24 protein-coding genes and 1 riboswitch are annotated in these 23,933 nt (G+C 71.9%); of the genes, 8 read left to right on the top strand and 16 right to left on the bottom strand.

The window, feature by feature from the left end; genetic code table 11:
• Nucleotides 1-23: 23 nt before the first annotated feature.
• The 6 genes from ACFYXC_RS04250 to ACFYXC_RS04225 all read right to left on the bottom strand — a co-directional run bounded on the left by ACFYXC_RS04250 (nt 24) and on the right by ACFYXC_RS04225 (nt 5,372).
• Nucleotides 24-995, bottom strand: coding sequence for a hypothetical protein (locus tag ACFYXC_RS04250; RefSeq protein WP_389546606.1), 972 nt, complete (start codon nt 993-995; stop codon nt 24-26).
• Nucleotides 996-1,052: 57 nt separating this feature from the next.
• Nucleotides 1,053-1,976, bottom strand: coding sequence for a methylenetetrahydrofolate reductase [NAD(P)H] (gene metF / locus ACFYXC_RS04245; protein ID WP_389546603.1), 924 nt, complete (start codon nt 1,974-1,976; stop codon nt 1,053-1,055).
• A 156-nt stretch (nt 1,977-2,132) separates the two neighbouring features.
• Nucleotides 2,133-2,795, bottom strand: coding sequence for a thiamine phosphate synthase (gene thiE, locus ACFYXC_RS04240; protein ID WP_389546600.1), 663 nt, complete (start codon nt 2,793-2,795; stop codon nt 2,133-2,135).
• Between the two features lie 104 nt (nt 2,796-2,899).
• The gene (locus ACFYXC_RS04235; RefSeq protein WP_388919588.1) at nt 2,900-3,271 is read right to left on the bottom strand and encodes an Rv2175c family DNA-binding protein; all 372 of its coding nucleotides are present in this window, start codon (nt 3,269-3,271) and stop codon (nt 2,900-2,902) included.
• A 403-nt stretch (nt 3,272-3,674) separates the two neighbouring features.
• The gene (locus tag ACFYXC_RS04230; protein WP_389546795.1) at nt 3,675-4,838 is read right to left on the bottom strand and encodes an NAD(P)/FAD-dependent oxidoreductase; all 1,164 of its coding nucleotides are present in this window, start codon (nt 4,836-4,838) and stop codon (nt 3,675-3,677) included.
• Between the two features lie 132 nt (nt 4,839-4,970).
• Nucleotides 4,971-5,372 (bottom strand): hypothetical protein, encoded by a 402-nt coding sequence (locus tag ACFYXC_RS04225; protein WP_389546598.1) that lies wholly within the window; start codon nt 5,370-5,372, stop codon nt 4,971-4,973.
• A gap of 51 nt (nt 5,373-5,423) precedes the next feature.
• A riboswitch (TPP riboswitch) is annotated at nt 5,424-5,536 on the top strand.
• Here ACFYXC_RS04225 and thiO point away from each other — a divergent pair.
• The 5 genes from thiO to ACFYXC_RS04200 all read left to right on the top strand — a co-directional run bounded on the left by thiO (nt 5,534) and on the right by ACFYXC_RS04200 (nt 10,894).
• A complete protein-coding gene (gene thiO / locus ACFYXC_RS04220) occupies nt 5,534-6,850 on the top strand; it encodes a glycine oxidase ThiO (RefSeq protein WP_389546596.1) in 1,317 nt (438 codons plus the stop codon). It overlaps the preceding riboswitch by 3 nt.
• 2 nt (nt 6,851-6,852) lie before the next feature.
• Nucleotides 6,853-7,053: a sulfur carrier protein ThiS gene (gene thiS, locus ACFYXC_RS04215; protein WP_389546791.1), complete on the top strand. Its 201-nt coding sequence runs from the start codon at nt 6,853-6,855 to the stop codon at nt 7,051-7,053.
• A gap of 3 nt (nt 7,054-7,056) precedes the next feature.
• Nucleotides 7,057-7,851: a thiazole synthase gene (locus ACFYXC_RS04210; protein WP_389546593.1), complete on the top strand. Its 795-nt coding sequence runs from the start codon at nt 7,057-7,059 to the stop codon at nt 7,849-7,851.
• 153 nt (nt 7,852-8,004) lie between these two features.
• On the top strand, nt 8,005-9,960 hold the full coding sequence (gene pknB / locus ACFYXC_RS04205; RefSeq protein WP_388919573.1) for a Stk1 family PASTA domain-containing Ser/Thr kinase: 1,956 nt from the start codon (nt 8,005-8,007) through the stop codon (nt 9,958-9,960).
• A gap of 64 nt (nt 9,961-10,024) precedes the next feature.
• On the top strand, nt 10,025-10,894 hold the full coding sequence (locus tag ACFYXC_RS04200) for a deoxyribonuclease IV (RefSeq protein ID WP_389546589.1): 870 nt from the start codon (nt 10,025-10,027) through the stop codon (nt 10,892-10,894).
• A gap of 15 nt (nt 10,895-10,909) precedes the next feature.
• Here the strand turns inward: ACFYXC_RS04200 and ACFYXC_RS04195 are convergent, their stop codons facing one another.
• From ACFYXC_RS04195 to ACFYXC_RS04170, 6 genes are all read right to left on the bottom strand, one after another.
• The gene (locus ACFYXC_RS04195; protein ID WP_389546586.1) at nt 10,910-11,401 is read right to left on the bottom strand and encodes a Pycsar system effector family protein; all 492 of its coding nucleotides are present in this window, start codon (nt 11,399-11,401) and stop codon (nt 10,910-10,912) included.
• The gene (locus tag ACFYXC_RS04190; RefSeq protein WP_389546583.1) at nt 11,398-12,474 is read right to left on the bottom strand and encodes a hypothetical protein; all 1,077 of its coding nucleotides are present in this window, start codon (nt 12,472-12,474) and stop codon (nt 11,398-11,400) included. Before ACFYXC_RS04190 ends, ACFYXC_RS04195 begins: the two co-directional genes overlap by 4 nt.
• Nucleotides 12,471-14,657 (bottom strand): hypothetical protein, encoded by a 2,187-nt coding sequence (locus tag ACFYXC_RS04185; protein ID WP_389546580.1) that lies wholly within the window; start codon nt 14,655-14,657, stop codon nt 12,471-12,473. The genes ACFYXC_RS04190 and ACFYXC_RS04185 overlap by 4 nt, the downstream gene beginning before the upstream one ends.
• Nucleotides 14,654-15,391, bottom strand: a complete 738-nt coding sequence (locus ACFYXC_RS04180; RefSeq protein ID WP_389546577.1) for a hypothetical protein — start codon at nt 15,389-15,391, stop codon at nt 14,654-14,656. The genes ACFYXC_RS04185 and ACFYXC_RS04180 overlap by 4 nt, the downstream gene beginning before the upstream one ends.
• A gap of 105 nt (nt 15,392-15,496) precedes the next feature.
• On the bottom strand, nt 15,497-16,201 hold the full coding sequence (locus tag ACFYXC_RS04175; protein WP_389546574.1) for a Crp/Fnr family transcriptional regulator: 705 nt from the start codon (nt 16,199-16,201) through the stop codon (nt 15,497-15,499).
• 184 nt (nt 16,202-16,385) lie between these two features.
• Nucleotides 16,386-17,018 carry a sulfite oxidase-like oxidoreductase gene (locus ACFYXC_RS04170; RefSeq protein WP_388919567.1) on the bottom strand — a complete coding sequence of 211 codons (633 nt, stop codon included), beginning with the start codon at nt 17,016-17,018 and terminating at the stop codon, nt 16,386-16,388.
• Nucleotides 17,019-17,201: 183 nt separating this feature from the next.
• Between ACFYXC_RS04170 and bfr the strand changes: the two genes are divergently transcribed.
• On the top strand, nt 17,202-17,681 hold the full coding sequence (gene bfr / locus ACFYXC_RS04165; RefSeq protein ID WP_388919564.1) for a bacterioferritin: 480 nt from the start codon (nt 17,202-17,204) through the stop codon (nt 17,679-17,681).
• Between the two features lie 30 nt (nt 17,682-17,711).
• On the opposite strand, the gene ACFYXC_RS04160 is transcribed toward bfr, so the two are convergent.
• Together ACFYXC_RS04160 and ACFYXC_RS04155 are read right to left on the bottom strand one after the other, a co-directional pair.
• Nucleotides 17,712-17,945: a bacterioferritin-associated ferredoxin gene (locus ACFYXC_RS04160; RefSeq protein WP_388919561.1), complete on the bottom strand. Its 234-nt coding sequence runs from the start codon at nt 17,943-17,945 to the stop codon at nt 17,712-17,714.
• A gap of 182 nt (nt 17,946-18,127) precedes the next feature.
• Complete coding sequence (locus ACFYXC_RS04155) at nt 18,128-19,480, bottom strand: class II 3-deoxy-7-phosphoheptulonate synthase (protein ID WP_389546569.1); 1,353 nt, start codon at nt 19,478-19,480, stop codon at nt 18,128-18,130.
• 94 nt (nt 19,481-19,574) lie between these two features.
• Between ACFYXC_RS04155 and ACFYXC_RS04150 the strand changes: the two genes are divergently transcribed.
• Together ACFYXC_RS04150 and ACFYXC_RS04145 are read left to right on the top strand one after the other, a co-directional pair.
• Nucleotides 19,575-19,637, top strand: coding sequence for a trp operon leader peptide (locus tag ACFYXC_RS04150; protein WP_384770181.1), 63 nt, complete (start codon nt 19,575-19,577; stop codon nt 19,635-19,637).
• A 133-nt stretch (nt 19,638-19,770) separates the two neighbouring features.
• The gene (locus ACFYXC_RS04145) at nt 19,771-21,699 is read left to right on the top strand and encodes an anthranilate synthase family protein (protein WP_389546567.1); all 1,929 of its coding nucleotides are present in this window, start codon (nt 19,771-19,773) and stop codon (nt 21,697-21,699) included.
• Here ACFYXC_RS04145 and ACFYXC_RS04140 read toward each other — a convergent pair.
• Both ACFYXC_RS04140 and ACFYXC_RS04135 read right to left on the bottom strand, forming a co-directional pair.
• Nucleotides 21,642-22,652, bottom strand: a complete 1,011-nt coding sequence (locus tag ACFYXC_RS04140; RefSeq protein WP_389546788.1) for a 2-hydroxyacid dehydrogenase — start codon at nt 22,650-22,652, stop codon at nt 21,642-21,644. The genes ACFYXC_RS04145 and ACFYXC_RS04140 overlap by 58 nt on opposite strands.
• A gap of 250 nt (nt 22,653-22,902) precedes the next feature.
• The gene (locus tag ACFYXC_RS04135; protein WP_388919552.1) at nt 22,903-23,931 is read right to left on the bottom strand and encodes a 6-phosphofructokinase; all 1,029 of its coding nucleotides are present in this window, start codon (nt 23,929-23,931) and stop codon (nt 22,903-22,905) included.
• Nucleotides 23,932-23,933: the final 2 nt, after the last annotated feature.

The following is a 23,933-nucleotide window of genomic DNA, read 5'->3' as shown; positions in this document are numbered from 1 at the left end:
TCACTCCGGCCGCGGAGCCGCTGTCAGTACCGGTACTGCTGCCCGTCGTACCCGCCCTGCTGTCCGTTGCCCTCGTAGGGGTACGGCTGCTCCGGCGGGAGTTCGCCGCCGTACGGGTCCTCGGTGGTCCGCTGCTGCGGCACCCAGACCCCGCCGGGCGGAGTCTCGCCGCCGTAGTTCCCCGTCGCGTACTGGTCCTGCCCGTAATCCTGCTGCTCCTGCTGCCCGTACTGCTGCTGCGAGGGGTCGTAGGACTGGCCGTAGGAGGCTGCGTCGTAGGACTGCGTGCCGATGTACGGGTCGGAATAGGCCGCGTACTGCTGCTGTTGCCCGGTGTCGTAGCCGTACTGCTGCTGGTCGTACCCCTGGTACCCGTCGTAGCCGTAGTTCTGCGCGAACTGGTCCTGGGCCTGGCCCTGTGACTGACCCTGGGCCTGTGCGGAGGCCGCGTACGCCGGGTCGGTGGCCGCGGCGTACGCGGTTTCGCTGTAGACGCCGTACTGGCCGGTGTCGTCGGGCAGCGGCTGCGGCTCGTAGACCGCGGCGGGTCCGGCGGCGGCCGCGGGACGCTGTCCGAAGACCGAGTCCTCCCGGCCGAAGACGTCGTCCGCGCCGAAGCTCTCGCCGCGGCCGAGGTCGCCCTGAGGATACGTTCCGCTCTCCGCGGCCTGGAGGTCCGTGACCTCCAGCGTCGGGTCCTGCCGCTCGGGTTCGCCCCGGCGGCGCTTGGTGACGCCCGGCCGTCCGGCGACGGCCCAGCCGGCCGCGAAGCCACTGCGGAACGACAGCGTGACGTACGTCTGCCCGACGGCGAAGGCGGCCGCGCCCAGACCGATGACCGGCACCGACGGGATCAGCACCCCGATGACCACCCCGAGGAAGCCGCCGAAGGCCAGCAGCCGCCAGCGCAGCCGCGCCTTGTACTGCAGCAGCACCTCGCCGAGCAGCCACAGCGCGACGATGCCGAATGCGATGTAGAGGACCGTCCAGCCCATGTACGCCCCTCTCCCAGATGACCGCTACGCAGTGTGTCGTACGACGATGCGACGGGTCTAGGCCCGCTGTGGATGATGCAGGCCCAGGTTCTCGTAGATTTCCAGCGTCGCGGTGGAGTTGTTCAGCGTAATGAAATGCAGACCGGGGACTCCCTCGGCCAGCAGCCCCGCGCAGAACTCCGTGGCGAACTCGATGCCAATGGAGCGTACAGCCGCCGGATCGTCCTTGGCTGTGAGGATCCGCTCCTTCAGGGCGTCCGGGAACGACGCGTTGCTCAGTTGCGGCAGTCGCTCCAGCATCTTCACACTGGTCACCGGCATGACCTCGGGGATGACCGGCGTGCTGCAGCCCGCCACGTCGACCCGGTCACGCAGCCGCAGGTACGCCTCCGGCTGGAAGAACATCTGCGTGATCGCGTAGTCGGCGCCGGCCCGGCACTTGTCGACGAAGTTGGCCACGTCCGTGTCCCAGTCCGCGGACCGCGGATGCATCTCCGGGAAGGCCGCGACGCCCACGCAGAAGTCGCCCGACTCCTTGATGAGCCGCACCAGTTCGGCCGCGTAGGTGAGGCCCTCGGGGTGCGCCACCCAGTCGGCCATCGGGTCGCCGGGCGGGTCGCCGCGCACGGCCAGCATGTTCCGGATCCCGGCGTCCGCGTACTGGCCGATGATGTTGCGCAGCTCCGCGACGGAGTGGTTGACGGCGGTCAGGTGGGCGACCGGGGTGAGCGTCGTGTCGGCGACGATCTGCTCCGTGGCCTTGACCGTGCCGGCCCGGGTGGTGCCGCCCGCCCCGTACGTCACGGAGACGAAGCTGGGAGCGACCGCCTCGACCCTGCGCAGCGCGTTCCACAGGTTCCGCTCGCCCTTTTCGGTCTTCGGCGCCCAGAACTCGAAGGAATACGTCGTCTTGCCGGTCGCGAGCATGTCCCGCACGGTGCGTGCGCGGTCAGTCCTGGTGGAAGCAGATCCGAGGGCCATACCCGCAGGTTAGCCAGGGCCGGACGGTCACCCAACCGGGCGCGGAGAATTCGCCCGGATTGTCGACTTGTTGTCCACTCCTCGGACAGTCGGCTCTGTAGCGGACCTCCGGCTGCCGCGTCACGCGGTCCCTGAGCCATGCCGCCTGCGTCCGGGTCACGCCGTCCGCAGGCGCTTCGCGAACTCCGCCGCCGCCGCGCCGGGGTCGTCGGCCTCGGTGATCGCCCGTACGACGACGACGCGGCGGGCGCCCGCTTCGAGCACCTCGTCGAGGTTGCCGAGGTCGATGCCGCCGATGGCGAACCACGGCCGGTCCGTGGCCAGCGCGGCCGTGTCACGGACCAGGCCGAGGCCCGGCGCTTGGCGCCCCGGCTTGGTGGGGGTCGGCCAGCAGGGGCCGGTGCAGAAGTAGTCCACGCCGTCCTGGGCGGCGGCGGCCGACGCCTCGGGACCGGCGTGGGTGGAGCGGCCGATCAGGACGTCGTCGCCGAGGATCGCCCGGGCCGCGGGGACGGGCAGGTCCCCCTGGCCGAGGTGCAGGACGTCGGCGCCGGCGGCGTGGGCGACGTCGGCGCGGTCGTTCACCGCGAGCAGCTTGCCGTGCCGGCGGCAGGCGTCCGCGAGGACGGCGAGGTGTTCGAGCTCCTCGGCCGCCTCCATGCCCTTGTCCCGCAACTGCACGATGTCCACGCCGCCGGCCAGGACCGCGTCCAGGAAGCCGGCGAGGTCGCCCTGGCGCTTGCGGGCGTCCGTGCAGAGGTAGACGCGGGCGTCGGCCAGCCGGGCGCGCGCGGATGCGGGTGCGGTGGGTGCGGGCATGCGTGGGTCCCCCGTGGCATGTCGGTGGCGTACGGGCCGCGGGAGCGCGGCCCGTACGCCGTGTGGCGTAACGCGTGGTGCGTGTCGCGTGCTGCGTGTTCGGGTCAGACGGCGAGCGCCTGGGCGCGGCGCTTCACCTCCGTGCCGCGATTCTCGCTCAGGGCCTGCGCGGGCGTACCGGGCAGGCTCTCGTCGGGGGTGAAGAGCCACTCGAGCATCTCTTCGTCGGAGAAGCCGTCGTCCCGCAGGAGCGTCAGGGTGCCGGACAGGCCCTTGACGACCTTCTGCTCGTCCGCGTCGACGAAGGCGGCGGGGACGTGCAGCGCGCGGTTCTCACCACGGCGTACGGCGATGAGCTGGCCTTCCTTGACCAACTGCCGGACGCGCGTCACCTCGACGCCGAACTGTTCGGCGATGTCGGGGAGGGTGAGCCAGGCGGGGACGAGAGCATCGATCTTTGCGTCAATCTCGGTCACGGACACAAGCGTGCCATCTCCCACTGACACTCGGTACCCGGGCCGGTCGACCGGGTCACGGCCGACCGGCCCGGTGCCGGTCCGGTCTCCCGTCCCGGGCCACCGCCGGGCGGTCGGTCGCCCGCGCCCTTTAGGGGGCGCTGCGCGTCCCCGCTCAACCCCGGCGGCCGTTCGTCACCTGCGGCCCAGTGGGGGCTGGGCGCGCAGTTCCCCGCGCCTGGGCGGGGGCCGGGGGTCCTTCGTGGGGCGCGGTGCGCAGTTGCTCGCGTGCCTGGCGGGGGCGTCTGGTGGGGCGGTGCTGGGTGGGGGCTCGGCCATTTCGGTGGGCTGTGGCCCGGTAGGGGCGCGGGGAACTGCGCGGTCAGCCCCCACCCGCCCGCGGTCGACGGGACAACCCGCGGCGCTACGCCGTCGCCTTCTTCAAGGGACGGGTCGGGTCCGGGAGCAGGGTGGGGTCCATTCGGGTGCCCGATTCGATCAGGCGGCGGCCCTGCGCCAGGTCCCGGGGCCGCCCCACGGCGAGGACGGCGACCAGCCGGCCGTCCCGGAGCCAGCACACCGACCACGCGGGCCCGTCCGGCCCGCCCCGCCACACCATGGTGTCGGCGGACCCGTGATGCCCCGCGTACTGGACGAAGCGGCCGAACTGCTCGGACCAGAAGTACGGCACCGGATCGTACGCGGCGAGCGTCTCCCCGACGATGTTCGCCGCGACCGTGCGCGGCCCCTGCAGCGCGTTGTCCCAGTGGTGGATCAGCAGACGCTCCCCGTACCGGCCCGACGGGAAGGAGGCGCAGTCGCCGACCGCGTACACGTCCGGGACGGAGGTGCGCAGACGGTCGTCCGCGACGACCTCCCGGTGGGCGCCCAGTTCGACGCCGGAGCCGGTCAGCCAGGCCGTGGCGGGCCGCGCCCCGACACCGACCACGACGGCGCCCGCGGGCAGCCGCGACCCGTCGTCCAGGACCACCGCGCCGGGCTCGACGCGCTCCACGCGCGCGTGGGTGCGCAACAAAGCCCCGCTGTCCGCGTACCAGGCGGCCATGGGGGCGGCCACCTCGGCGGGCACCGCGCCGACGAGCGGCCGCCCGGCGGCCTCGACGACGGTCACCGCGCAGCCCGCCTCCCGGGCCGCCGTGGCGAACTCCGCGCCGATCCAGCCCGCGCCCACCACCACGATGTCGTCCTGCCGGGCGAGAACCGGCCGCAGCCGCTCGGCGTCGTCGAGGGTGCGCAGCAGATGGACACCCGGTACGCCGTCGGCGCCCGGCAGCCGGATCGGTTCCGCACCCGTGGCGACGACCAGGACGCCGTACGGGACGGCGCCCTCGGCCGTGTCGAGTTCACGCCGGTCCGGGCGCAGGCCGGTCACTTCGAGCCCCAGGCGCAGCTCCACGTCGAGGGAGGCGAAGTCGACGTCGAAGGCGGAGCTCTCGGCCTTGCCGAGCAGCACGGCCTTGGACAGCGGCGGCCGGTCGTACGGCTGGTGCGGTTCCGCGCCGATCAGGGTCACGGTGCCGGTGAAGCCCTGTTCCCGCAGGGCCACGGCCGTCTGCACGCCGGCCATGCCCGCACCGACGATCACGACGCCGGGTCGCCCCGCCGGACCTGCTCCCTGTGTCAGCTCACTCACCCGATCACCTTAGGCAGTCGGGCAAATCGTCGGTCAGGGCCGCGGCCGGTGAGCTGTCACACAGCGTCAGCCCCGGGCGGCCTCAGAGACATCGCCGGCGGTGGAGTCCTCGGCGGCCTCAGCGGCCCCGGCGGCCACCTCTTCGACCACGCTCGTCCCGCTGCCCTCCTGGGACTCCCACTCCCAGGTCTCCTCCAGCCGGACCCTGCCGTCGGAGGTCTCGGCGACGAGGGACACGCAGTGCCCCGAGGAGGTGGTGCCGTCCGCCTTCAACTGCACGTAGCGGAAGTCGAGCCGGTCGCCCTCCCGGGTGCCCACGAGGTGGCCGCGGACGACGTCGCCGCCCGCGTACTCGGCCCAGATCTCGCCGTCCTGCTCGTGGTAGGCGAACCGGGTGCGCGTACCCACCTGACCGGGGGCCTGGTCGGCCACGGGGGCGAGAACGAGTCCGTCGAGCGAGCGGGCCATGCGGGGCGCTCCCTTACTGCGGTGCGGGGCGAAGAGCTAGGGTGGCCAACGTAGAGCACTCGCGGGAGCCCGGACGCACCGGGCTGAGAGGGAGGCTGGGCGGCCTCCGACCGTACGAACCTGATCCGGGTCATGCCGGCGAAGGGAGGGGCTGGACGCCCATGTCGCGTACATCGCAGGCATCTTCACCCGACGAACCGATCACCACCGGACCGGTCGCCGACGAACCGATCACCACCGGACCGGTCGCCGACAAACCGGTCACCACCAGACCGGTCGCCGACGCACCGCTCACCACCAGACCGGTCGCCGACGTCCTGGTCGTCGGGGGCGGCATCATCGGGCTGGTCACCGCCTGGCGGGCCGCGCAGCGCGGATTCACCACCGCGGTCGTGGATCCCGGACCGGGCGGCGGCGCCGCGCAGGTCGCCGCCGGGATGCTGGCCGCCGTCACCGAGCTGCACCACGGCGAGCAGACCCTGCTCGGGCTCAACCTGGCCTCGGCACGGCGCTATCCGGACTTCGTCGCCGAGCTGACCGAGGCGACCGGCCAGGACCTCGGCTACCGGCGGTGCGGCACGCTGACCGTGGCACTCGACGCCGACGACCGCGCCCATCTGCGGGAACTGCACGCCCTGCAACAGCGGTCGGGCCTGGCGTCCGAGTGGCTGAGCGGCCGCGAGTGCCGGCGCCTGGAGCCGATGCTCGCGCCCGGCGTGCGCGGCGGGCTGCGGGTGGACGGCGACCACCAGATAGATCCCCGGCGGCTCGCCGCGGCCCTGGTCACGGCCTGCGAGCGGGCCGGAGTGGTCTTCCACCGGACGCGGGCCGGGCGGCTGACCGTCACGGCGGGCCGGGCCACCGGAGTCGTCACGACGGACGGCACCGGGCTGTCCGCGGGGCAGGTGGTCCTCGCCGCGGGCAGCCTCAGCGGACGCCTCGCGGGCGTGCCCGAGGACGTACGGCCCCCGGTCCGTCCCGTGAAGGGGCAGGTGCTGCGGCTGACCATGCCGCGGCCCGGCGCGGTCCTGCCGGGCGGGACCGCGCCCTTCCTGAGCCGGACGGTGCGTGCCGTGGTCCGCGGCAGCCACGTCTACCTCGTGCCGCGCGAGAGCGGCGAGCTCGTCGTCGGCGCGACCAGCGAGGAACTGGGCTGGGACACCACGGTGACCGCGGGCGGCGTGTACGAACTGCTGCGGGACGCCCACGAACTCGTCCCCGGCATCACCGAGCTGCCGCTCACCGAGACACAGGCCGGACTGCGGCCCGGCTCCCCCGACAACGCGCCCCTGCTCGGCCCGACCGCTCTGCCCGGTCTGCTGCTGGCGACCGGCCACCACCGCAACGGCGTGCTGCTCACCCCGGTCACCGGCGACGCCCTGGCGCACGCCCTGGCCACCGGTGAGCTCACGGACGAGGCGCGCCCGTTCACCCCCGGGCGGTTCAGCGCCGCCGCACTCACGGAGCAGCCCGTATGAACATGACCGTCCTCGTCAACGGGGAGCGGCGGGAACTCGCCGCCGACACCGCCCTCGACACGCTCGTCGCCACCCTCTGCGCGGCCCCCTCCGGCGTCGCCGCCGCGCTCAACGAGACCGTCGTCCCGCGCGCGCAGTGGCCCGGGACCCTCCTGCGCGAGGGAGACCGCGTCGAGGTCCTGACCGCGGTCCAAGGAGGCTGACCCATGGCCGACGACCCCTTCGTCCTCGGCGGTACGTCCTACACGTCCCGTCTGATCATGGGCACCGGCGGTGCCCCGAGCCTCGACGTCCTGGAGCGCTCGCTCGTCGCCTCCGGCACGGAACTGACGACGGTCGCGATGCGCCGCGTGAGTCCCGGCGCCCACGGCTCGGTCCTCTCCGTGCTCGACCGGCTCGGCATCCGCGTGCTGCCCAACACCGCGGGCTGTTTCACCGCCGGGGAGGCCGTGCTGACGGCCCGCCTCGCGCGCGAGGCGCTCGGCACGGACCTGGTCAAGCTGGAGGTGATCGCCGACGAACGCACCCTGCTGCCCGATCCGGTCGAACTGCTGGACGCCGCCGAGACCCTCGTCGACGACGGCTTCACGGTCCTCCCCTACACGAACGACGACCCGGTCCTCGCGCGGAAGCTGGAGGACGTGGGGTGCGCGGCGGTCATGCCGCTCGGATCGCCCATCGGATCGGGGCTCGGGATCCGCAACCCGCACAATTTCCAGCTGATCGTGGAGCACGCGCGCGTGCCGGTGATCCTGGACGCCGGAGCCGGTACGGCGTCGGACGCCGCGCTCGCCATGGAGCTGGGCTGCGCCGGTGTGATGCTCGCCTCGGCCGTGACCCGGGCCCAGGAGCCGGTGCTCATGGCCGAGGGGATGCGGCACGCGGTCGAGGCCGGACGGCTCGCGTACCGGGCGGGACGCATTCCGCGCCGGCACTTCGCCGAAGCCTCCTCCCCGGTGGAGGGAACAGCGCGCTGGGACCCGGAACGGCCCGCTTTCTGAGAATGGGCCGGAAACCCGCTTGAACATGCGTCCGCACCGGTACGCCGTCCCGCGGCGACCGGCGTGCGAGGTGCGTCACAGCTCGGCTTCAGTACCGCCCCGGAATCGCCCGGCCGGGCGGCTCCGTCAGTGGCGGCTCGTAGACTCACCAGCGTGGACACGACCCTTCAGGACCCTTCCCCAGCCTTCGGCGGCCGGGGAGACCCCATTGTCGGGCACGTGCTCGACGGCCGGTATCACGTCGACGCGCGCATCGCGGTCGGCGGGATGGCCACGGTCTACCGGGCCGTGGACACCCGCCTCGACCGGGTGCTCGCGCTCAAGGTGATGCACCCGGCCCTGGCCGCCGACGCCTCCTTCGTCGACCGCTTCATCCGTGAGGCCAAGTCGGTGGCGAGGCTCGCCCATCCGAACGTGGTGCAGGTCTTCGACCAGGGCACCGACGGCGCCTACGTCTATCTGGCGATGGAGTACGTGGCCGGCTGCACCCTGCGCGACGTGCTGCGCGAGCGCGGGGCGCTCCAGCCGCGGGCCGCGCTGGACATCCTCGAACCGGTCCTGGCCGCGCTGGGCGCGGCGCACCGCGCCGGTTTCGTGCACCGCGACATGAAGCCGGAGAACGTCCTGATAGGGGACGACGGCCGGGTGAAGGTGGCCGACTTCGGTCTGGTACGGGCCGTGGACACCGTCACCCACACGACCGGGGCCGTGCTCGGCACCGTGTCGTACCTCGCGCCGGAGCAGATAGAGAGCGGCACGGCCGACCCGCGGGTGGACGTGTACGCGTGCGGCATCCTGCTCTTCGAGATGCTGACCGGCGACCGGCCCCACTCGGGGGACTCACCCGCCGCGGTGCTCTACAAGCACCTGCACGAGGACGTGCCCCCGCCGTCGGCGACCGTGCCCGGCCTGGCTCCCGAGCTGGACGCGCTGGTCATGTCGGCCACCGCGCGCGACCCCGGGCTCCGCCCGTACGACGCGGTGGCGCTGCTCGCGCAGGTCCTGGACGCGCAGAGCGGCCTCGGCGACGACCAGCTCGACGCCGTCCCGCCGGGGGCCGTCGCCACGGACCGCCGGGGCAGCGAGGACCGTACGAGCGTGATCCCGCGCTCGCTGTCGGTGCCGCGGCCCCTCCCGGTGAACGAGGACGACGCGGAGCTGCACCGCACGAGCTTCCTGCCGTCCCCGCCGCCCGAGCCCCCGCGGCGGCGCCGCGGCCTGGCACCGCGGCGGGGCCCGCTCGCGATCGTCGCCGTGGTGCTGCTGGTCCTCGGCCTCGGCGCCGGGGTCTGGTACATCAACTCCGGCCAGTTCACCAAGGTCCCCGCGGTGCTCGACAAGACCGAGGCGCAGGCCACGCAGCGCCTGGAGGACGCCGGCCTCGAAGTGCGCACCGTCAAGAAGGCGAACAGCGACACGGTCAAGGCCGGCCGGGTCATCAGCAGCGATCCGCAGGCCGGTGCGCGCATCCGCGCCAACGACTCCGTGACGCTGACGGTGTCCAAGGGCCCGGACATCGTGCGCGTGCCTGACCTGGGGGGCTTCGCGCTCGACAAGGCCAGGGAGCGGCTCCGGGACGAGGGCCTGGAGGCGGGGATGGTCACCAAGGCTTTCAGCGACGAGGTCACCGCGGGTTACGTGATCAGCACGAAGCCGGGGGCGGGCACCGAACGCCGTGGCGGTTCGGCGATCGCGCTCGTCGTCAGCAAGGGCAGCCCCGTGGACGTGCCCGACGTGCTCGGCGACGACCTGGACGACGCGAGGACGGAGCTGGAGGAGGCGGGCCTGACCGTCGAGGTCGCCGCCGAGCGGGTCACCTCCGAGCATGACGCCGGTCAGGTGGCCGCGCAGACGCCCGAGTCCGGACGGGAGGCGGCGCGGGGCGACACCGTCACGCTGACCGTGTCCAAGGGCCCGGAGATGATCGAGGTGCCGGACGTCACGGGCGACAGCGTCGACGACGCGCGGCAGGAGCTGGAAGCGGCCGGCTTCGAGGTCGAGGAGGACCGCGGTCTGCTCGACCTCTTCGGTGACACGGTCAAGGGCCAGTCGACGGAGGGCGGCGACACCGCCCCCAAGGGCTCGACGATCACCATCGAGATCGGCTGAGCACCGTCGGACCGTGGGGACGGCCGCCGACGCGGTGTCCGGGGCCGCGTGACACCCTTGGAGGGTGAGCATCGAGCAGTCCCGCAACCCCGTCGGCGGGCATGTCCCCGTCGCCGGAGGTCTCGCCTCCGTAGGTCTGGCGTACGCGCGCGACCTGGCCGCCGAGACCCTCCAGGTCTTCGTCGCCAATCCGCGCGGCTGGGCGACACCGCCCGGGAACCCGGCCCAGGACGAGGCGTTCCGCGCGGCCTGCGCCGCGGAGTCCCTGCCCGCCTACGTGCACGCGCCCTACCTGATCAACTTCGGTTCGCACACCATGGCGACCGTGGAGCGGTCGGTGGAGTCGCTGCGGCACTCGCTGCGCCGGGCACGCGAGATCGGCGCCCTGGGCGTGGTCGTGCACACGGGCTCGGCGACCGGCGGCCGGGAGCGCCCGGTCGCGCTGCGGCAGGTACGCGAGTACCTGCTCCCGCTGCTCGACGAGCTGACCCACGACGACGACCCCGACCTCCTGCTGGAGGGGACCGCGGGCCAGGGCGCCTCGCTCTGCTCGCGGACCTGGGACTTCGGGCCGTACTTCGCGGCGCTCGACGCCCACCCGAAGCTGGGCGTCTGCCTGGACACGTGCCACGTCTTCGCCGCGGGCCACGACCTCACCGGGCCGACCGGGATGCACCAGACGCTCGACCTGCTGGTGGACGCGGTCGGCGAGGGCCGCCTGAAACTGATCCACGCCAACGACTCCAAGGACGTGGCAGGCGCCCACAAGGACCGCCACGAGAACATCGGCGCCGGTCACATCGGCGAGGACCCCTTCCGCGCCCTGATGACCCACCCCGCCACCGAGGGCGTCCCGTTGATCATCGAGACACCCGGCGGCAAGGAGGGCCACGCGGCGGACGTGGAACGCCTGAAAAAACTCCGGGACGGCTGAAGGGTGGCTTTCGGGTCAGCCCATGGCCGGCGCCAGGGCCGCCAGCAGCAGTCCCGCCCCCAGCAGCGCCATCGAGCGGCGCAGCCAGCGGTACTTCGCCGAGAGAATGACGCTGGCGTCCTGGAACTGTGCCAGCAGCCATCCCACCCGGTCCGCGCCCGCCTCAGCGACGGCTCGGCGCAGCGCCTGCGGGTCCGTGGCGGTGAGGGCGTCGGCGTAGAACGTCGGACCGGGTACCGAGCGGACCGTACCGGTGCGGGGCACGATCACCGCCAGGAGCAGCAGTGCACCGCCCGCCCAGAGTCCCCCGCCTGCCGCGAGGAACCCCAGGGCGAGATCGGAAGTTCCGGACGGCACCCCTCTCCCGAGCACCAGCGCGGGCACCGCCACGGCGCCCGAGAGCAGGATCGACGCCTTCAGGTCCGCCCTGCCCAGGTCCTCTCGCACGGTCAGCAGCAGCCGTTCGGCGACAAAGTGCGCGGCGGCGTCCGGATCGTCCGAACTCATTCGCGCGCCCCCGCGCCGGAGTCGTTCTGGGTTCCCGCCCCCTCTCCGAGAACGAAGTCCGTGGTGTCCGCCGGCCGGGCGGGCGGGACCGGCGGTGCGTCGGACGGGATCAGCGGGAGCGCGGGCGGCATCGGCGGTATCGGCAGCGATGTCGGGGCCTGCGGCAGTCCCGCCGGGAAGACACCTGTGGCGACCGTGCGGCTGTAGTCGATCAGTGCCTGGACCTGGTCGTCGATCTGGTGACGCTGGACCACGCCCTGGTTGATCAGGTTGGTCAGGTAGTCCAGGGCACCCTGACGCTGTTCGCGGGCCTGCTGCTGGAGTACGGCCAGGATCTCGTGGGCCCGGCTCGGGTCCTGGGCGAGCATCGTGGCGTACTGGACGGTCTCGCCCGCGCCGATCAGTCTCTGCGCGTCATCGAGGTTGGCGGCGATACGCGCCTTGTGCGCGACGTCGATGGCCTCCTGGACCTTGCTGCCCTTCTCCACCGCGACCATCTGGGCCTGGTGCTCGGCGGCCGCCCGGCCGAGGTCGATACGGATGTAGACCTGGGTGGCCAGGCCGAGATCGACACCGAAGTCGTTCCACCGGCCGCTGGCCAGCTCGTTCTGGATCGCCTCGTCGACCTGTTGAGCCGAGTCCAGGCCGTAGCGCCTGCTGACCCCGCGCAGCCGGGCCTCCAGCGGTGGACGCAGCATGCGTTCCACGTCGACCACACGCTTCTCGGCGGCCAGGTAGAAGTCGCGCACCTCCCAGTGGACGTCGGCTCCCGCCTTGAAGGTCGACCGGTCGCCGTACGTGGGCAGTTCCAGCTGGAAGGACGCCTGGTGCCGGCCACGGGCGATCCAGCAGACCGAGGTGGGCCTGCCCATGAGCGGCTTGTTGACGTGCTCGGCGCCCCGGACAGTGATGACGCTGTGCCCGCCGTTCCTGTAGAAGAGCACCGAGGCCACCTGGCTGTTGCGGTGCCGGTACGCGGCTTGCGAGGCGAACTCTCGTACGAAGGGGCCTCTGAGGTCGTGCGGGAGGATGAACTCCTCGTGCTGGGGCTGGCCCCACTGGTTGTACGTCATGGTGTACTCGCTCCCTGGACAGCCCCCCGCAGGCGGCGGATCTGCTGTTCGTTCAGTGGCTGGTCGGGGTCTTCGGACAGGTCTTTGATCAAGGACAGCAGCCGGTTCCGGTCGTCGTGGCTGAGGACCAGCAGGGGCAGGAACCGTTCCAGCCACGCGGCCCAGGGCTGGTCGGCTGACCCGCGCAGCCAGCCGAAGAGGGTGTCGACGGCCGCCTCGTACGACCGGGAGGTCTGCAGCGCGGTCCACAGCAGCCCGGCGAGCTCCGCGGCCAGGGCGGGCCGGACGGCCGCCAGGGCCAGCATCAGCGGCCAGTCGCCGTAGTCCTCCAGGTCCTGGTGCCGGTTCCACAGATCGGACACGGGGACGGCAGCGAGGTAGACCGTGCTCTGCAGACCGAGGTCCTGTTGGGGCCGCCGCTCGTCGGACAGCCAGGCGCGGATCCGGCGGAGGGTCTGTCCCTCGGGGTGGGCGCCCGCGAAGTGGGCGATCTGTGCCGCCGTGTCGGCTCGCAGGCTGCCCTCGTCCCGGACGCCGATTCCGCCGAGCAGGTCCAGCGCCTCACGGACGGTGGGGGTGGCCCGGCCCCGGCCGAGTACGGCCCCCGCCGTCCAGCGCAGCTGCTCGTTCTCGTGCCCGGCCCAGGAGCCGACCAGGGCGCGGATCGCGGTGCCGACCTCGGGGGAACGGAGGGCGACATCGAGCACCGTCGCGGCGAACACGCGGCGGCGCACCCCTTCCGCCCGGGCCATGGGCTGGACCAGTTCATGCACGGTGTGCGAGCAGTCCAGGCGACACAGTTGCCCGGCCGCGACGGCGGCCCGCACCCAGACCTGGGGCCGGTTGTCCTCGCACAGTCCGGCCAGCCAGCGCAGTACGGGCCCGCGCGCGTTGTGCCGGTGCTGCCACAGGTGGCCGAGGACCGCCGGTGCCAGCGCCTCGCCCCCGAAGCGCACCGTGCGCACCGGCACCTCCTCGGTGCCGACCTCCTCCGTGCCCGGCTCGGCGACAGCGCGGGCGGAGACCAGCCGGGCGTCGACCCCGTCGCTGAACAGCGGCCGCCCCGGGACCGCCTCCGGGTCGACGGTGACGGCCAGTTCCCAGGCAAGCACCTCCGCGGCCTCGGCGACGGCACTGAGCGAGGCCCCGTCGAGCACGGCGACGGCGATACGGTAGGCCGCGTCTCGCAGTCGCTCCGGAGTCTCGGACCTGACGCCGCCGGCGAACCATTCGGCCGCCTGGTTCTCCGCGAATTTCCGGCACTCGGCGAGGAGTTCGTCGTGGGTGAGTTCGTCCCGGGAGTGCCGGGCCAGGAGCGCCGCGAAACGAGCCGCCTCCGCCGGCCGCAGCTCGTCGAGACCCGTCGCCTCCTGGACTTCGGGGTCGAGAGCCGTGGCGCGGGCCCGCTCGTACGACTCGGGTCCCCCGTCCTCGAGTTCGGCGGCGAGGTGGCCCTCCATCACGGCGTTCTGGGCCGCCGGGGTGTGGGCACGGTAGTGGCGCCCGCTCCGGGACATCACGTCACCGGGCTCGGGAGTGGCCAGCAGGACGGCGTATGCCTGCTTTCTGCCGAGTAGTTCGCAGAGCCGGTCGAGGCCGGTCTCGTCCGGCAGTCCGGTGGAGCTGGGTTCCAGCGCGTAGCCGTGGTCCGCACCGATCTGGTCGTCGTCCAGTGTGTCGAGATCGGTACGCGGGTCGAGCCGGGAGACCTGGCCGCGGGTCAGGTCGTCCAGCAGGGACAGGGCGGTGTAGGCACGGCCGGTGCCGGGCTGGCCGAGCAGCACCAGAAGCCGTCCGCCGCGCAGTTGCTCGCGGTACTCACCGTAGCCCTCCGGTTCCTGGAAGACCCGGCGCAGTCTGCGCAGTTCGTCCTCGGGCAGGGGGCCGGCGAGCAGGCGCTCGGCCCGTCGGCCGTAGATGTTGACGGCGTCGATGGATCCAGCGCTGATGAGGGTGCCGGATCCGTGTGAGCTCAGGGTCGACCGGTAGATCCGGGAGGCGGCGGCCGCGGCTCCGGGCAGCGCCTCTCCGCCGAGCGGGTCGGCTGCGGGGCCGCCGATCAGGTCGGACTGGGGCTGCTCGGGACCGGTGCCCGGCTCGGCGCCCGCCGCCTTGTCGGGTTCGGGTCTCGGCTGCTGAGGCTGCGGGTTGCCCTGCGGAGGCTGAGGGCTGTGCGCGTTCACCGGTCACCTCCCTGTGGGTTGATGTTGATGGTGTCGATGCGCCCGCCGGCGATGAACTGCCCGCTGCCGTGATGGTGGTTGTTCATCACCACGCCGTCACCGGTGACCTCGGGAGCCGGTCGGGGCGGGGTGTCCTGTCCGGACCTCGCCGGTTCGGGCGGCTGGGCCAACCCCGGGACCATGAAGTAGGCGGCCGTGCGACCCTCCTTGAGGTCCACGGTGTACCGGCGGTAGTGCTCCGGTTCCACCCAGCGTCCACCGGCGCGGATGACGTCCTCGTACAACCGGTCAGAGGCGACCACCACCAGGGGGGCGCCGTGCGCCGCCACGAGAACCGCCTTCGCGGTACCGCAGTCGCCCAAACGGCAGGCCAGGTCGACAGCGCGCCCGGAACGTCCGTGCGCGTCTGCCGTGACCGGGCCGATGTGCAGGCCCGCGCGCAGCCGCAGCGGGGTCTTCAGGCCGCGGTTGGCCTCCCGCAGGTTCTGGTGGAGGTACTCCAGCCACTCCCCCACCACCCGCCGGGGCGGCACCTCGGGCGCGAGCACGCTGAGGATGCCGTCGCCGCGGTCTTCCTGATAGAGACGGGGCGCGCGGATGCCGGCCTGTTCGAAGGCAGCGCCCGTGACGTCGTAGAGTCTGCTCCGCATCTCGGGTTTCTCGGTGTCGGACAACAGGCCCGAGCCCTGCGCGTCCACGTTGACGATGAAGCCGTACGCGGCTTCCCCCTCCATCGCTTTCTCCTCCCTGCTGTCCCGCCGACCGCCGACTCCTCGGATGCTTCCGGAGTCGACGGCTCGTCGCTGTAGCCGTTTACACAGCGCGGGGACTCGGTTCTGCTAGATTTCCGTGCCCGTGCCATGGGGCTGTCCGGCGGCGAGCAGGCGGAGCGGGTCCAGGTCGGCAACGGCGAGGGTGCCGGGGCCGGTATGGACCAGCCCCTGCTCACGCAGCAGACGCAGGGCCTTGGCGACGGCCTCACGGGTGGACCCCACGGAGGCGGCCAGCTCGTGCTGCGCGAGGGGCAGCCGTATGGTCACCGTCTCGTCCTCCTGTCGGCCGGTGCGGTCGGCGAGTTCGACCAGGCGCTCCGCCAGCCGCTGGAGCACCGTCATGGAGGCGAGAGCCCGGCGCTCGTGGTCCGCGCTGCGCAGCCGCTCGGTGAGCTGGCTCATCATCAGCGCGTTGGCGTGCGGCCTCGAGGCCAGGAATCGCCGGAAGCGCTCACCGGGTACGACCAGTGCGGTCACCGCGCCGAGCGTGCTCACCGACGCGCTGCGCGGGCGGCCGTCGAGTGCCGCCATGTCACCCACGACCTCACCGTTCCGTCGCAGCGCCAGGATCACCCGGCCGCCGCGCTCGGTAGGCGTCCACACCGTGCACCAGCCGCTGAGCAGCACCACCACGAACGTGGTGCGGTCGCCCTCCGCGAGAACCGTGTCGTAGGGCTCGTACTCGTGCCGGGTACCGAGGCCCGTCAGTGCTTCCCGGTCCGCCGGGCCGAGACCCCCCAGAAAGGTACGTCGCTCTCCGAACAGCCCCACCGTCGTCCCCCGACCGCTCGCCCCCGACCGAACCACAAGCGGAATCCCAGACACCCCACCGGTCCGTCTCCACCCGACGTCATCCGCCGTGCAAGGATCTCAGCGTAGCGCTCTGGGCACGCATTGTGCCGTCAGTTACCGGAAGGCCACCGACCCCTCACGCACACCGGTGACACCGCCGGACTCAGAGTTCGGGCCCGTCCCCCGGCTCCTCCTGGTACGAGTAGCGCTGCTCCCGCCAGGGGTCGCCGATGTTGTGGTAGCCGCGTTCCTCCCAGAAGCCGCGGCGGTCGGCCGTCATGTACTCCACGCCGCGGACCCACTTGGGGCCCTTCCAGGCGTACAGGTGCGGTACGACGAGACGCAGCGGAAAGCCGTGTTCGGCGGTCAGCAGTTCGCCGTCCTTGTGGGTGGCGAGGATGGAGCGCTCGGACGCGAAGTCGTCGAGGCGCAGATTCGAGCTGAAGCCGTACTCCGCCCAGACCATGACATGGGTGACGGCGGGTGCGGGCGGGGCGATCTCCAGGATCGTCCGGGCCGGGACACCGCCCCATTCGGCGCCGATCATGCTGAACTTCGTGACGCAGTGCAGATCGGCCACGACCGTCGCGTACGGCAGGGCGGTGATCTCGTCGTGGGTCCAGCAGTGCTTCTCGCCGTCGGCGGTGGCTCCGAAGACCCTGAACTCCCAGCGCTCGGGACGGAACTTCGGCACGGGCCCGTAGTGCGTGACCGGCCAGCCCCGCTGCAGTCGCTGTCCGGGCGGAAGCTGTGACGGTGCCGCTTCTCCAGATTCACGATCCACCGGCTGACCCATGACTCCATCCTGACAGACCCGGGAAGGTGGACATGACCAGGTCCGGACCCATTCGGTCAACTACGACAATCCGGACTAAGCCTGTACTTACTTACTAAGCATGCACTTACTGGACGATCTTCGGCGCCGGTGCAATCATGCGGCGCAACCCGCCAGTTCCCCCGCCTGGAAGGAGCCTCTGCGATGCAGGGCGACCCCGAGGTCCTCGAGTTCCTCAACGAGCAGCTGACCGCCGAGCTCACCGCGATCAACCAGTACTTCCTGCACGCGAAGATGCAGGAGAACTTCGGCTGGACGAAGCTCGCGAAATACACCCGGAGCGAGTCCTTCGACGAGATGAGGCACGCGGAGCTGCTGACCGACCGCATCCTCTTCCTGGACGGTCTGCCGAACTACCAGCGCCTCTTCCACGTCCGGGTCGGACAGACGGTCACCGAGATGTTCCAGGCGGACCGCCAGGTGGAGGTCGAGGCGATCGACCGCCTCAGGCGCGGTATCGACGTGATGCGGGCGAAGGGCGACGTCACGTCCGCGAACATCTTCGAGTCGATCCTCAAGGACGAGGAGCACCACATCGACTACCTGGACACCCAGCTGGACCTGGTGGAGAAGCTCGGCGAGGCGCTCTACATCGCGCAGCTGATCGAGCAGCCGCAGGACTAGACGGTTTTACAGGGCCGGGGGCGGCACGGGTCAGGCTGCCTCTTCCAGCCGTTCCACCTCGGCCAGTGCGGGGACGTCCTGGCCGGTCCGCTCGCGCCGCGGGAAGGTGTCCCGGCCCAGCAGCGCCTGGATGCGCCGTACGCAGGATCCGCAGTCGGTGCCCGCCTTGCAGGCGGACGCGATCTGCCGGGGGGTGCAGGCGCCGTCCGCCGCGTGCTTCTTCACCTGTGCCTCGGTCACCCCGAAGCAGTTGCAGACGAACACGCGGTGCACACCTCCCGACGGGATCCGATAGGCCGTGCCATCCCGAAGATCGGTGAGGCTAACCTAACCTTACCCGTCGGCCACGGGGCGCAAAAGTGCGGTGGGGCGCGGATCGTATGTGATCCGCGCCCCAAAAACGCTCAGGCACCAGCCGGAACGGCTGCTCGTCCGCTACCGCCGCGCTACTGGTCCCGGTACATCTCCGCCACCAGGAACGCCAGGTCAAGGGACTGGCTGCGGTTCAGCCTGGGGTCGCAGGCCGTCTCGTAGCGCTGGTGCAGGTCGTCGACGAAGATCTCGTCGCCGCCGCCCACGCACTCGGTGACATCGTCACCCGTGAGCTCGACATGGATACCGCCCGGATGGGTGCCGAGCGCCTTGTGGACCTCGAAGAAGCCCTTGACCTCGTCGAGCACGTCGTCGAAGCGGCGGGTCTTGTGGCCGGAGGCCGCCTCGTAGGTGTTGCCGTGCATCGGGTCGGTGATCCAGGCGACGGTCGCGCCCGACGCGGTGACCTTCTCGACCAGCTCGGGCAGCTTGTCGCGGACCTTGTCGGCGCCCATGCGGACGATGAAGGTCAGCCGGCCGGGCTCGCGGTCCGGGTCGAGACGCTCGATGTACTGCAGCGCGTCCTCGGCCGTCGTCGTCGGACCCAGCTTGATCCCGATCGGGTTGCGGATCCTGGAGGCGAACTCGATGTGCGCGCCGTCGAGCTGACGGGTGCGCTCACCGATCCACACCATGTGCCCCGAGACGTCGTACAGCTGCCCGGTGCGGGAGTCGACCCTGGTCAGCGCCGACTCGTAGTCGAGGAGCAGCGCCTCGTGGGAGGCGTAGAACTCGACGGTCTTGAACTCTTCGGGGTCGGCCCCGCACGCGTGCATGAAATGCAGCGCCTGGTCGATCTCGCGCGCCAGCTGCTCGTAGCGCTGCCCGGACGGCGAGGTCCTCACGAAGTCCTGGTTCCAGGCGTGCACCTGGCGCAGGTCGGCGTACCCGCCGGTGGTGAAGGCACGGACCAGGTTGAGCGTGGAGGCGGAGGCGTTGTACATCCGCTTCAGGCGCTCGGGGTCCGGGACGCGGGCCTTCTCGTTGAAGTCGAAGCCGTTGACCGAGTCGCCGCGGTAGGTCGGCAGGGTCACGCCGTCGCGGGTCTCGGTGCCCTTGGAGCGGGGCTTGGAGTACTGGCCGGCGATGCGGCCGACCTTCACGACCGGCACGGACGCCGCGTACGTGAGGACGGCGCCCATCTGGAGCAGGGTCTTGAGCTTGTTGCGGATGTGGTCGGCCGACACGGCGTCGAACGCCTCGGCGCAGTCGCCGCCCTGAAGAAGGAACGCCTCGCCCTTGGCGACGGCTCCCAGCCGGGCGCGCAGCTGGTCGCACTCGCCCGCGAAGACGAGCGGCGGATACGACTCGAGGTCCGCGATCACTTCGCGCAGAGCCTCGGCATCGGGGTACTCGGGCTGCTGCGCCGCGGGCAGGTCTCGCCAGGTGTTGCCAGCGCTCGCGCTGGACTTAGCGTTCACGGTCACGACGCCAACATTACGGGGTCGGGTCGGGCGTCCATCCACCTGCTCATCACGTGAGACGGGCCGCGCTCGATCGGATGGGTATAGAGTGCGCCGCATGTTCGCGCACTCGACCCAGATCCAGAACTGGTGGTGGACCGCTCATCCGGCGGCCCACTGACTGCGCGTACGCAACACGTCGCGAAGGCCGCCCGAGGGGCGGCCTTCGGTGTTTCCGCGACTGGGACCGTTCCTCTCCACCGCTCCGCGCCCCAGCCCATGGGGCGCCGGGACTCCGAGAAGGACCAGGACCCATGAACCTGCTCGACCTGCTGGACGACCCCCGCCCGTTCGCCCTGCTGCGCCGCCGTACCCCGGGCCACGCCACCGGAGAGGGTGACACCGTCGAGCTGCTGCTCGGCCGGGTCACCGAGCACGAGCGGCTGGCCGACCTCCCCGAGGGTCTCGTCCTCGTCCCCTACCGGCAGATCCGCGAGCGCGGTTTCGCCGCCCACGACGACGGCACCCCGCTGGCGGTGCTCGTCCCGGAGGAGTCGTACGAACTTCCGCTGGACCGGGTCCTCGCCGAACTCCCCGCGCACGACGTGCGGGTCGAGGGCGGCGGCTTCGACGTCGGGGACGAGGAGTACGCGCGGATCGTCGGACGGGTGCTGCGCGACGAGATCGGGCGCGGCGAGGGTGCCAACTTCGTCATCCGGCGGACGTACGAGGGGGAGATCCCGGGGTTCGGACGGGCCGACGCGCTGGCGCTCTTCCGGCGGCTGCTGGTGGGTGAGCGGGGCGCGTACTGGACGTTCGTCGTGCACACCGGGGACCGGACACTGGTCGGGGCGAGCCCCGAGGTGCATGTGCGGATGTCCGGCGGGACCGTCGTGATGAACCCGATCAGCGGGACGTACCGCTATCCCGCGCAGGGGCCGACGCCCGAGGACCTGCTGGAGTTCCTGGCCGACGGCAAGGAGATCGAGGAGCTCTCGATGGTCGTCGACGAGGAGCTCAAGATGATGTGCACGGTCGGCGACAGGGGCGGGGTCGTGATCGGGCCGCGCCTCAAGGAGATGGCCCATCTCGCGCACACCGAGTACGAGCTGCGGGGCCGGTCGTCGCTGGACGTGCGCGAGGTGCTGAAGGAGACCATGTTCGCCGCGACCGTCACCGGGTCGCCGGTGCAGAACGCGTGCCGGGTGATCGAGCGGTACGAACCCCTCGGGCGGGACGGCGTCGGACGCGGCTACTACGCGGGCGCCCTCGCCCTGGTCGGGCGTGACGAGGGCGGCGCCCAGACCCTCGACTCCCCCATCCTCATCCGGACCGCCGACATCGACGCGGCCGGACACCTGCGGGTGCCGGTGGGCGCCACGCTCGTCCGCGGTTCCGATCCGGCGGGCGAGGTCGCGGAGACCCACGCGAAGGCGGCGGGGGTGCTGGCGGCCCTCGGCGTACGCCCCGGGCGCCCGCGCGGGGGCGAGGCGCCGGCGGGCCTCGCGGACGACCCGCGGGTGCGGGCCGCGCTGGACGGTCGGCGGGCCTCACTGGCGCCGTTCTGGCTGCGGATGCAGGAGCCGTCGGGCGGACGGTCGGGACACGCGCTCGTCGTGGACGGGGAGGACACCTTCACGGCGATGCTCGCCCACCTGCTGCGCTCGTCCGGGCTCGCGGTGACCGTGCGGCGCTACGACGAGGCGGGGCTGCGGGAGGCGGTCCTCGCACACGGGGGGCCGCTGGTGCTGGGTCCCGGCCCGGGCGACCCGTCCGACCTGCGGGACCCGAAGATGACCTTCCTGCGCGGCCTCACCGCGGAGGTGCTCCGCGGGCACCGGCACGGCGTCCTGGGCGTCTGCCTCGGCCATGAGCTGATCGCGGCGGAGCTGGGCCTGGAGATCGTGCGCAAGGAGATCCCGTACCAGGGCGCCCAGACGGACATCGACCTGTTCGGGCGGACGGAGACCGTCGGCTTCTACAACAGCTTCGTCGCGCGCTGCGACGACGGGGCCGCCCTGGAGCTGGCGGCCCACGGCGTCGAGGTCGCCCGCGACAGGACGGGCGGCCGGCACGCGACGGACGAGGTGCACGCCCTGCGCGGGCCGGGCTTCGCCGGGGTGCAGTTCCACCCCGAGTCGGTGCTGACCCTGCGCGGCTGCGACGTCGTACGGGAGCTGGTGGATCAGGTGCGCGCGGGCGCGGGCACCAGCACGTTCTCGGAGCGGCGGCCCGCCCGGTAGTCGAGGACGTTGCGCACGGTGGTCTCGATGATCTGGCCGACCGCGTCCGCGGTGTAGTACGCCTGGTGGGAGGTGACGACGACGTTCGGGAACGTGACGAGGCGGGCCAGGGTGTCGTCGTCCACGACCTCCAGGGACTTGTCGAGGAAGAAGAGACCGGCCTCGGCCTCGTACACGTCGAGGCCGACGCCCGTGAAGCGGCCGGCGCGCAGTTCGGCGACCAGGGCCCGGCTGTCGACGAGGCCGCCGCGGCTGGAGTTCACCAGCACCGCGTCGTCCTTCATCGTGCGCAGGGCCGCCGCGTCGAGGAGGTGCTCGGTCTCGGGCAGCAGCGGTACGTGCAGGCTGACCAGGTCGGACTCGGCGAGGAGCCGTTCCTTGGACACGTACTTCATGCCGAGTTCCCGGCAGGCGGGGTTCTCGGCGGCGTCCCAGCCGAGCAGGTTCATCCCGAAGCCGTGGGCGATACGGGTGAACGCCTCGCCGATCTTGCCGGTGCCGAGGATGCCCGCGGTGCGGCCGTTCAGGTCGCGGCCCATCAGCCCGTCGAGCCGGAAGTCGAAGTCGCGGGTGCGGTTGGAGGCGCGGACGATGCGGCGGTTGACGGCCATGGCGAGGGTCCAGGCGAACTCGGCGACGGAGTGCGGCGAGTAGTACGAGACCCTCGCGACCGTCATGCCGAGCCGCTCGGCGACCTGGAGGTCGATGTTGTTGAAGCCGGTGGAGCGCTGGGCGACCAGCTGGGTGCCGCCGGCGGCGAGGGTCTGCAGGACGCGGTTGTCCAGGGCGCAGTTGACGCTGGTGGAGACCAGCTCGTAGCCGGCGGCGATGGGGGCGGTGTCCGCGTTGAGGAAGACGTCCAGGCAGCGGACCTCGTGGTGGCCCTCGGCCCGGAACGCCTCTTCGAGGAGGGGGCGCTCGTCCGACTGGACGCCGAAGGCGAGAATCTCCACGGGGCCCTCCGGGGGTTCGGCGGTTCTTTCGCTCACCCGGCGAATATACGAACCCGGGGAGCTCTCCGCCCCCGCCGCCCTTTCCCGTCCCGACCTCGGGGGCTCCGCCCCCGAACCCCCGGTCCTCAAACGCCGGACGGGCTGGATTTCCAGCCCGTCCGGCGTTCGAGGACGAGCGCGCAGCGCGACAGGGGGTCTGAGGGCGCAGCCCCTGGAAGGGACGGGTAAGGGCGGCGGGGGCGGGAAAAGGTCAGCCGAAGAAGACGCCCACCTCCGCGTACAGGCGGGGATCGACCGTCTTCAGGCGGGCCGTCGCCTCGGCGATCGGGACGCGGACGATGTCCGTGCCCTGGAGGGCCACCATCTTGCCGAAGTCACCGTCCCGGACCGCCTCGATGGCGTGCAGTCCGAACCGTGTGGCCAGCCACCGGTCGAAGGCGCTCGGAGTGCCACCCCGCTGCACGTGCCCGAGGACGGTGGTCCGCGCCTCCTTGCCCGTACGGCGTTCGATCTCCTTGGACAGCCACTCCCCGACCCCGGACAGCCGCACATGCCCGAAGGAGTCGAGCGAACCGTCCTTGAGGACCATGTCGCCGTCCTTGGGCATCGCCCCTTCGGCGACGACCACGATCGGCGCATACGACGCCTTGAAGCGCGAGGTCACCCAGGCACAGACCTGGTCGACGTCGAAGCGCTGCTCGGGGATGAGGATGACGTTGGCGCCGCCCGCGAGACCGGAGTGCAGCGCGATCCAGCCCGCGTGCCGGCCCATCACCTCGCACACCAGCACCCGCATGTGCGACTCGGCGGTGGTGTGCAGCCGGTCGATCGCCTCGGTGGCGATACCGACGGCGGTGTCGAAGCCGAAGGTGTAGTCGGTGGCGGACAGGTCGTTGTCGATGGTCTTCGGGACGCCGACGACGGGCACCCCGTACTCGTCGGTGAGACGCGCCGCGACCCCGAGGGTGTCCTCGCCGCCGATCGCGATGAGGGCGTCCACCTCGCACTTGGCGAGGTTCTCCTTGATCCGGCGGATGCCGTTCTCGGCCTTGAGGGGGTTGGTGCGCGAGGAACCGAGGATCGTGCCGCCGCGGGGCAGGATGCCCCGCACGGCGGGAATGTCGAGCCGGACGGCGTCGCCTTCCAGCGGACCCCTCCAGCCGTCCCGGAAGCCGGTGAAGTCATAGCCGTACTCCTGCACGCCCTTGCGGACGATGCCCCGGATGACGGCGTTGAGCCCGGGGCAGTCGCCGCCTCCGGTCAGTACTCCGACCCGCATGG

Source organism: Streptomyces sp. NPDC002701 (genome assembly GCF_042889045.1).
GTDB lineage: Bacteria > Actinomycetota > Actinomycetes > Streptomycetales > Streptomycetaceae > Streptomyces.
The sequence above is the reverse complement of the archived record's forward strand: the minus strand, read 5'-3'. Positions and strand labels throughout refer to the sequence as shown.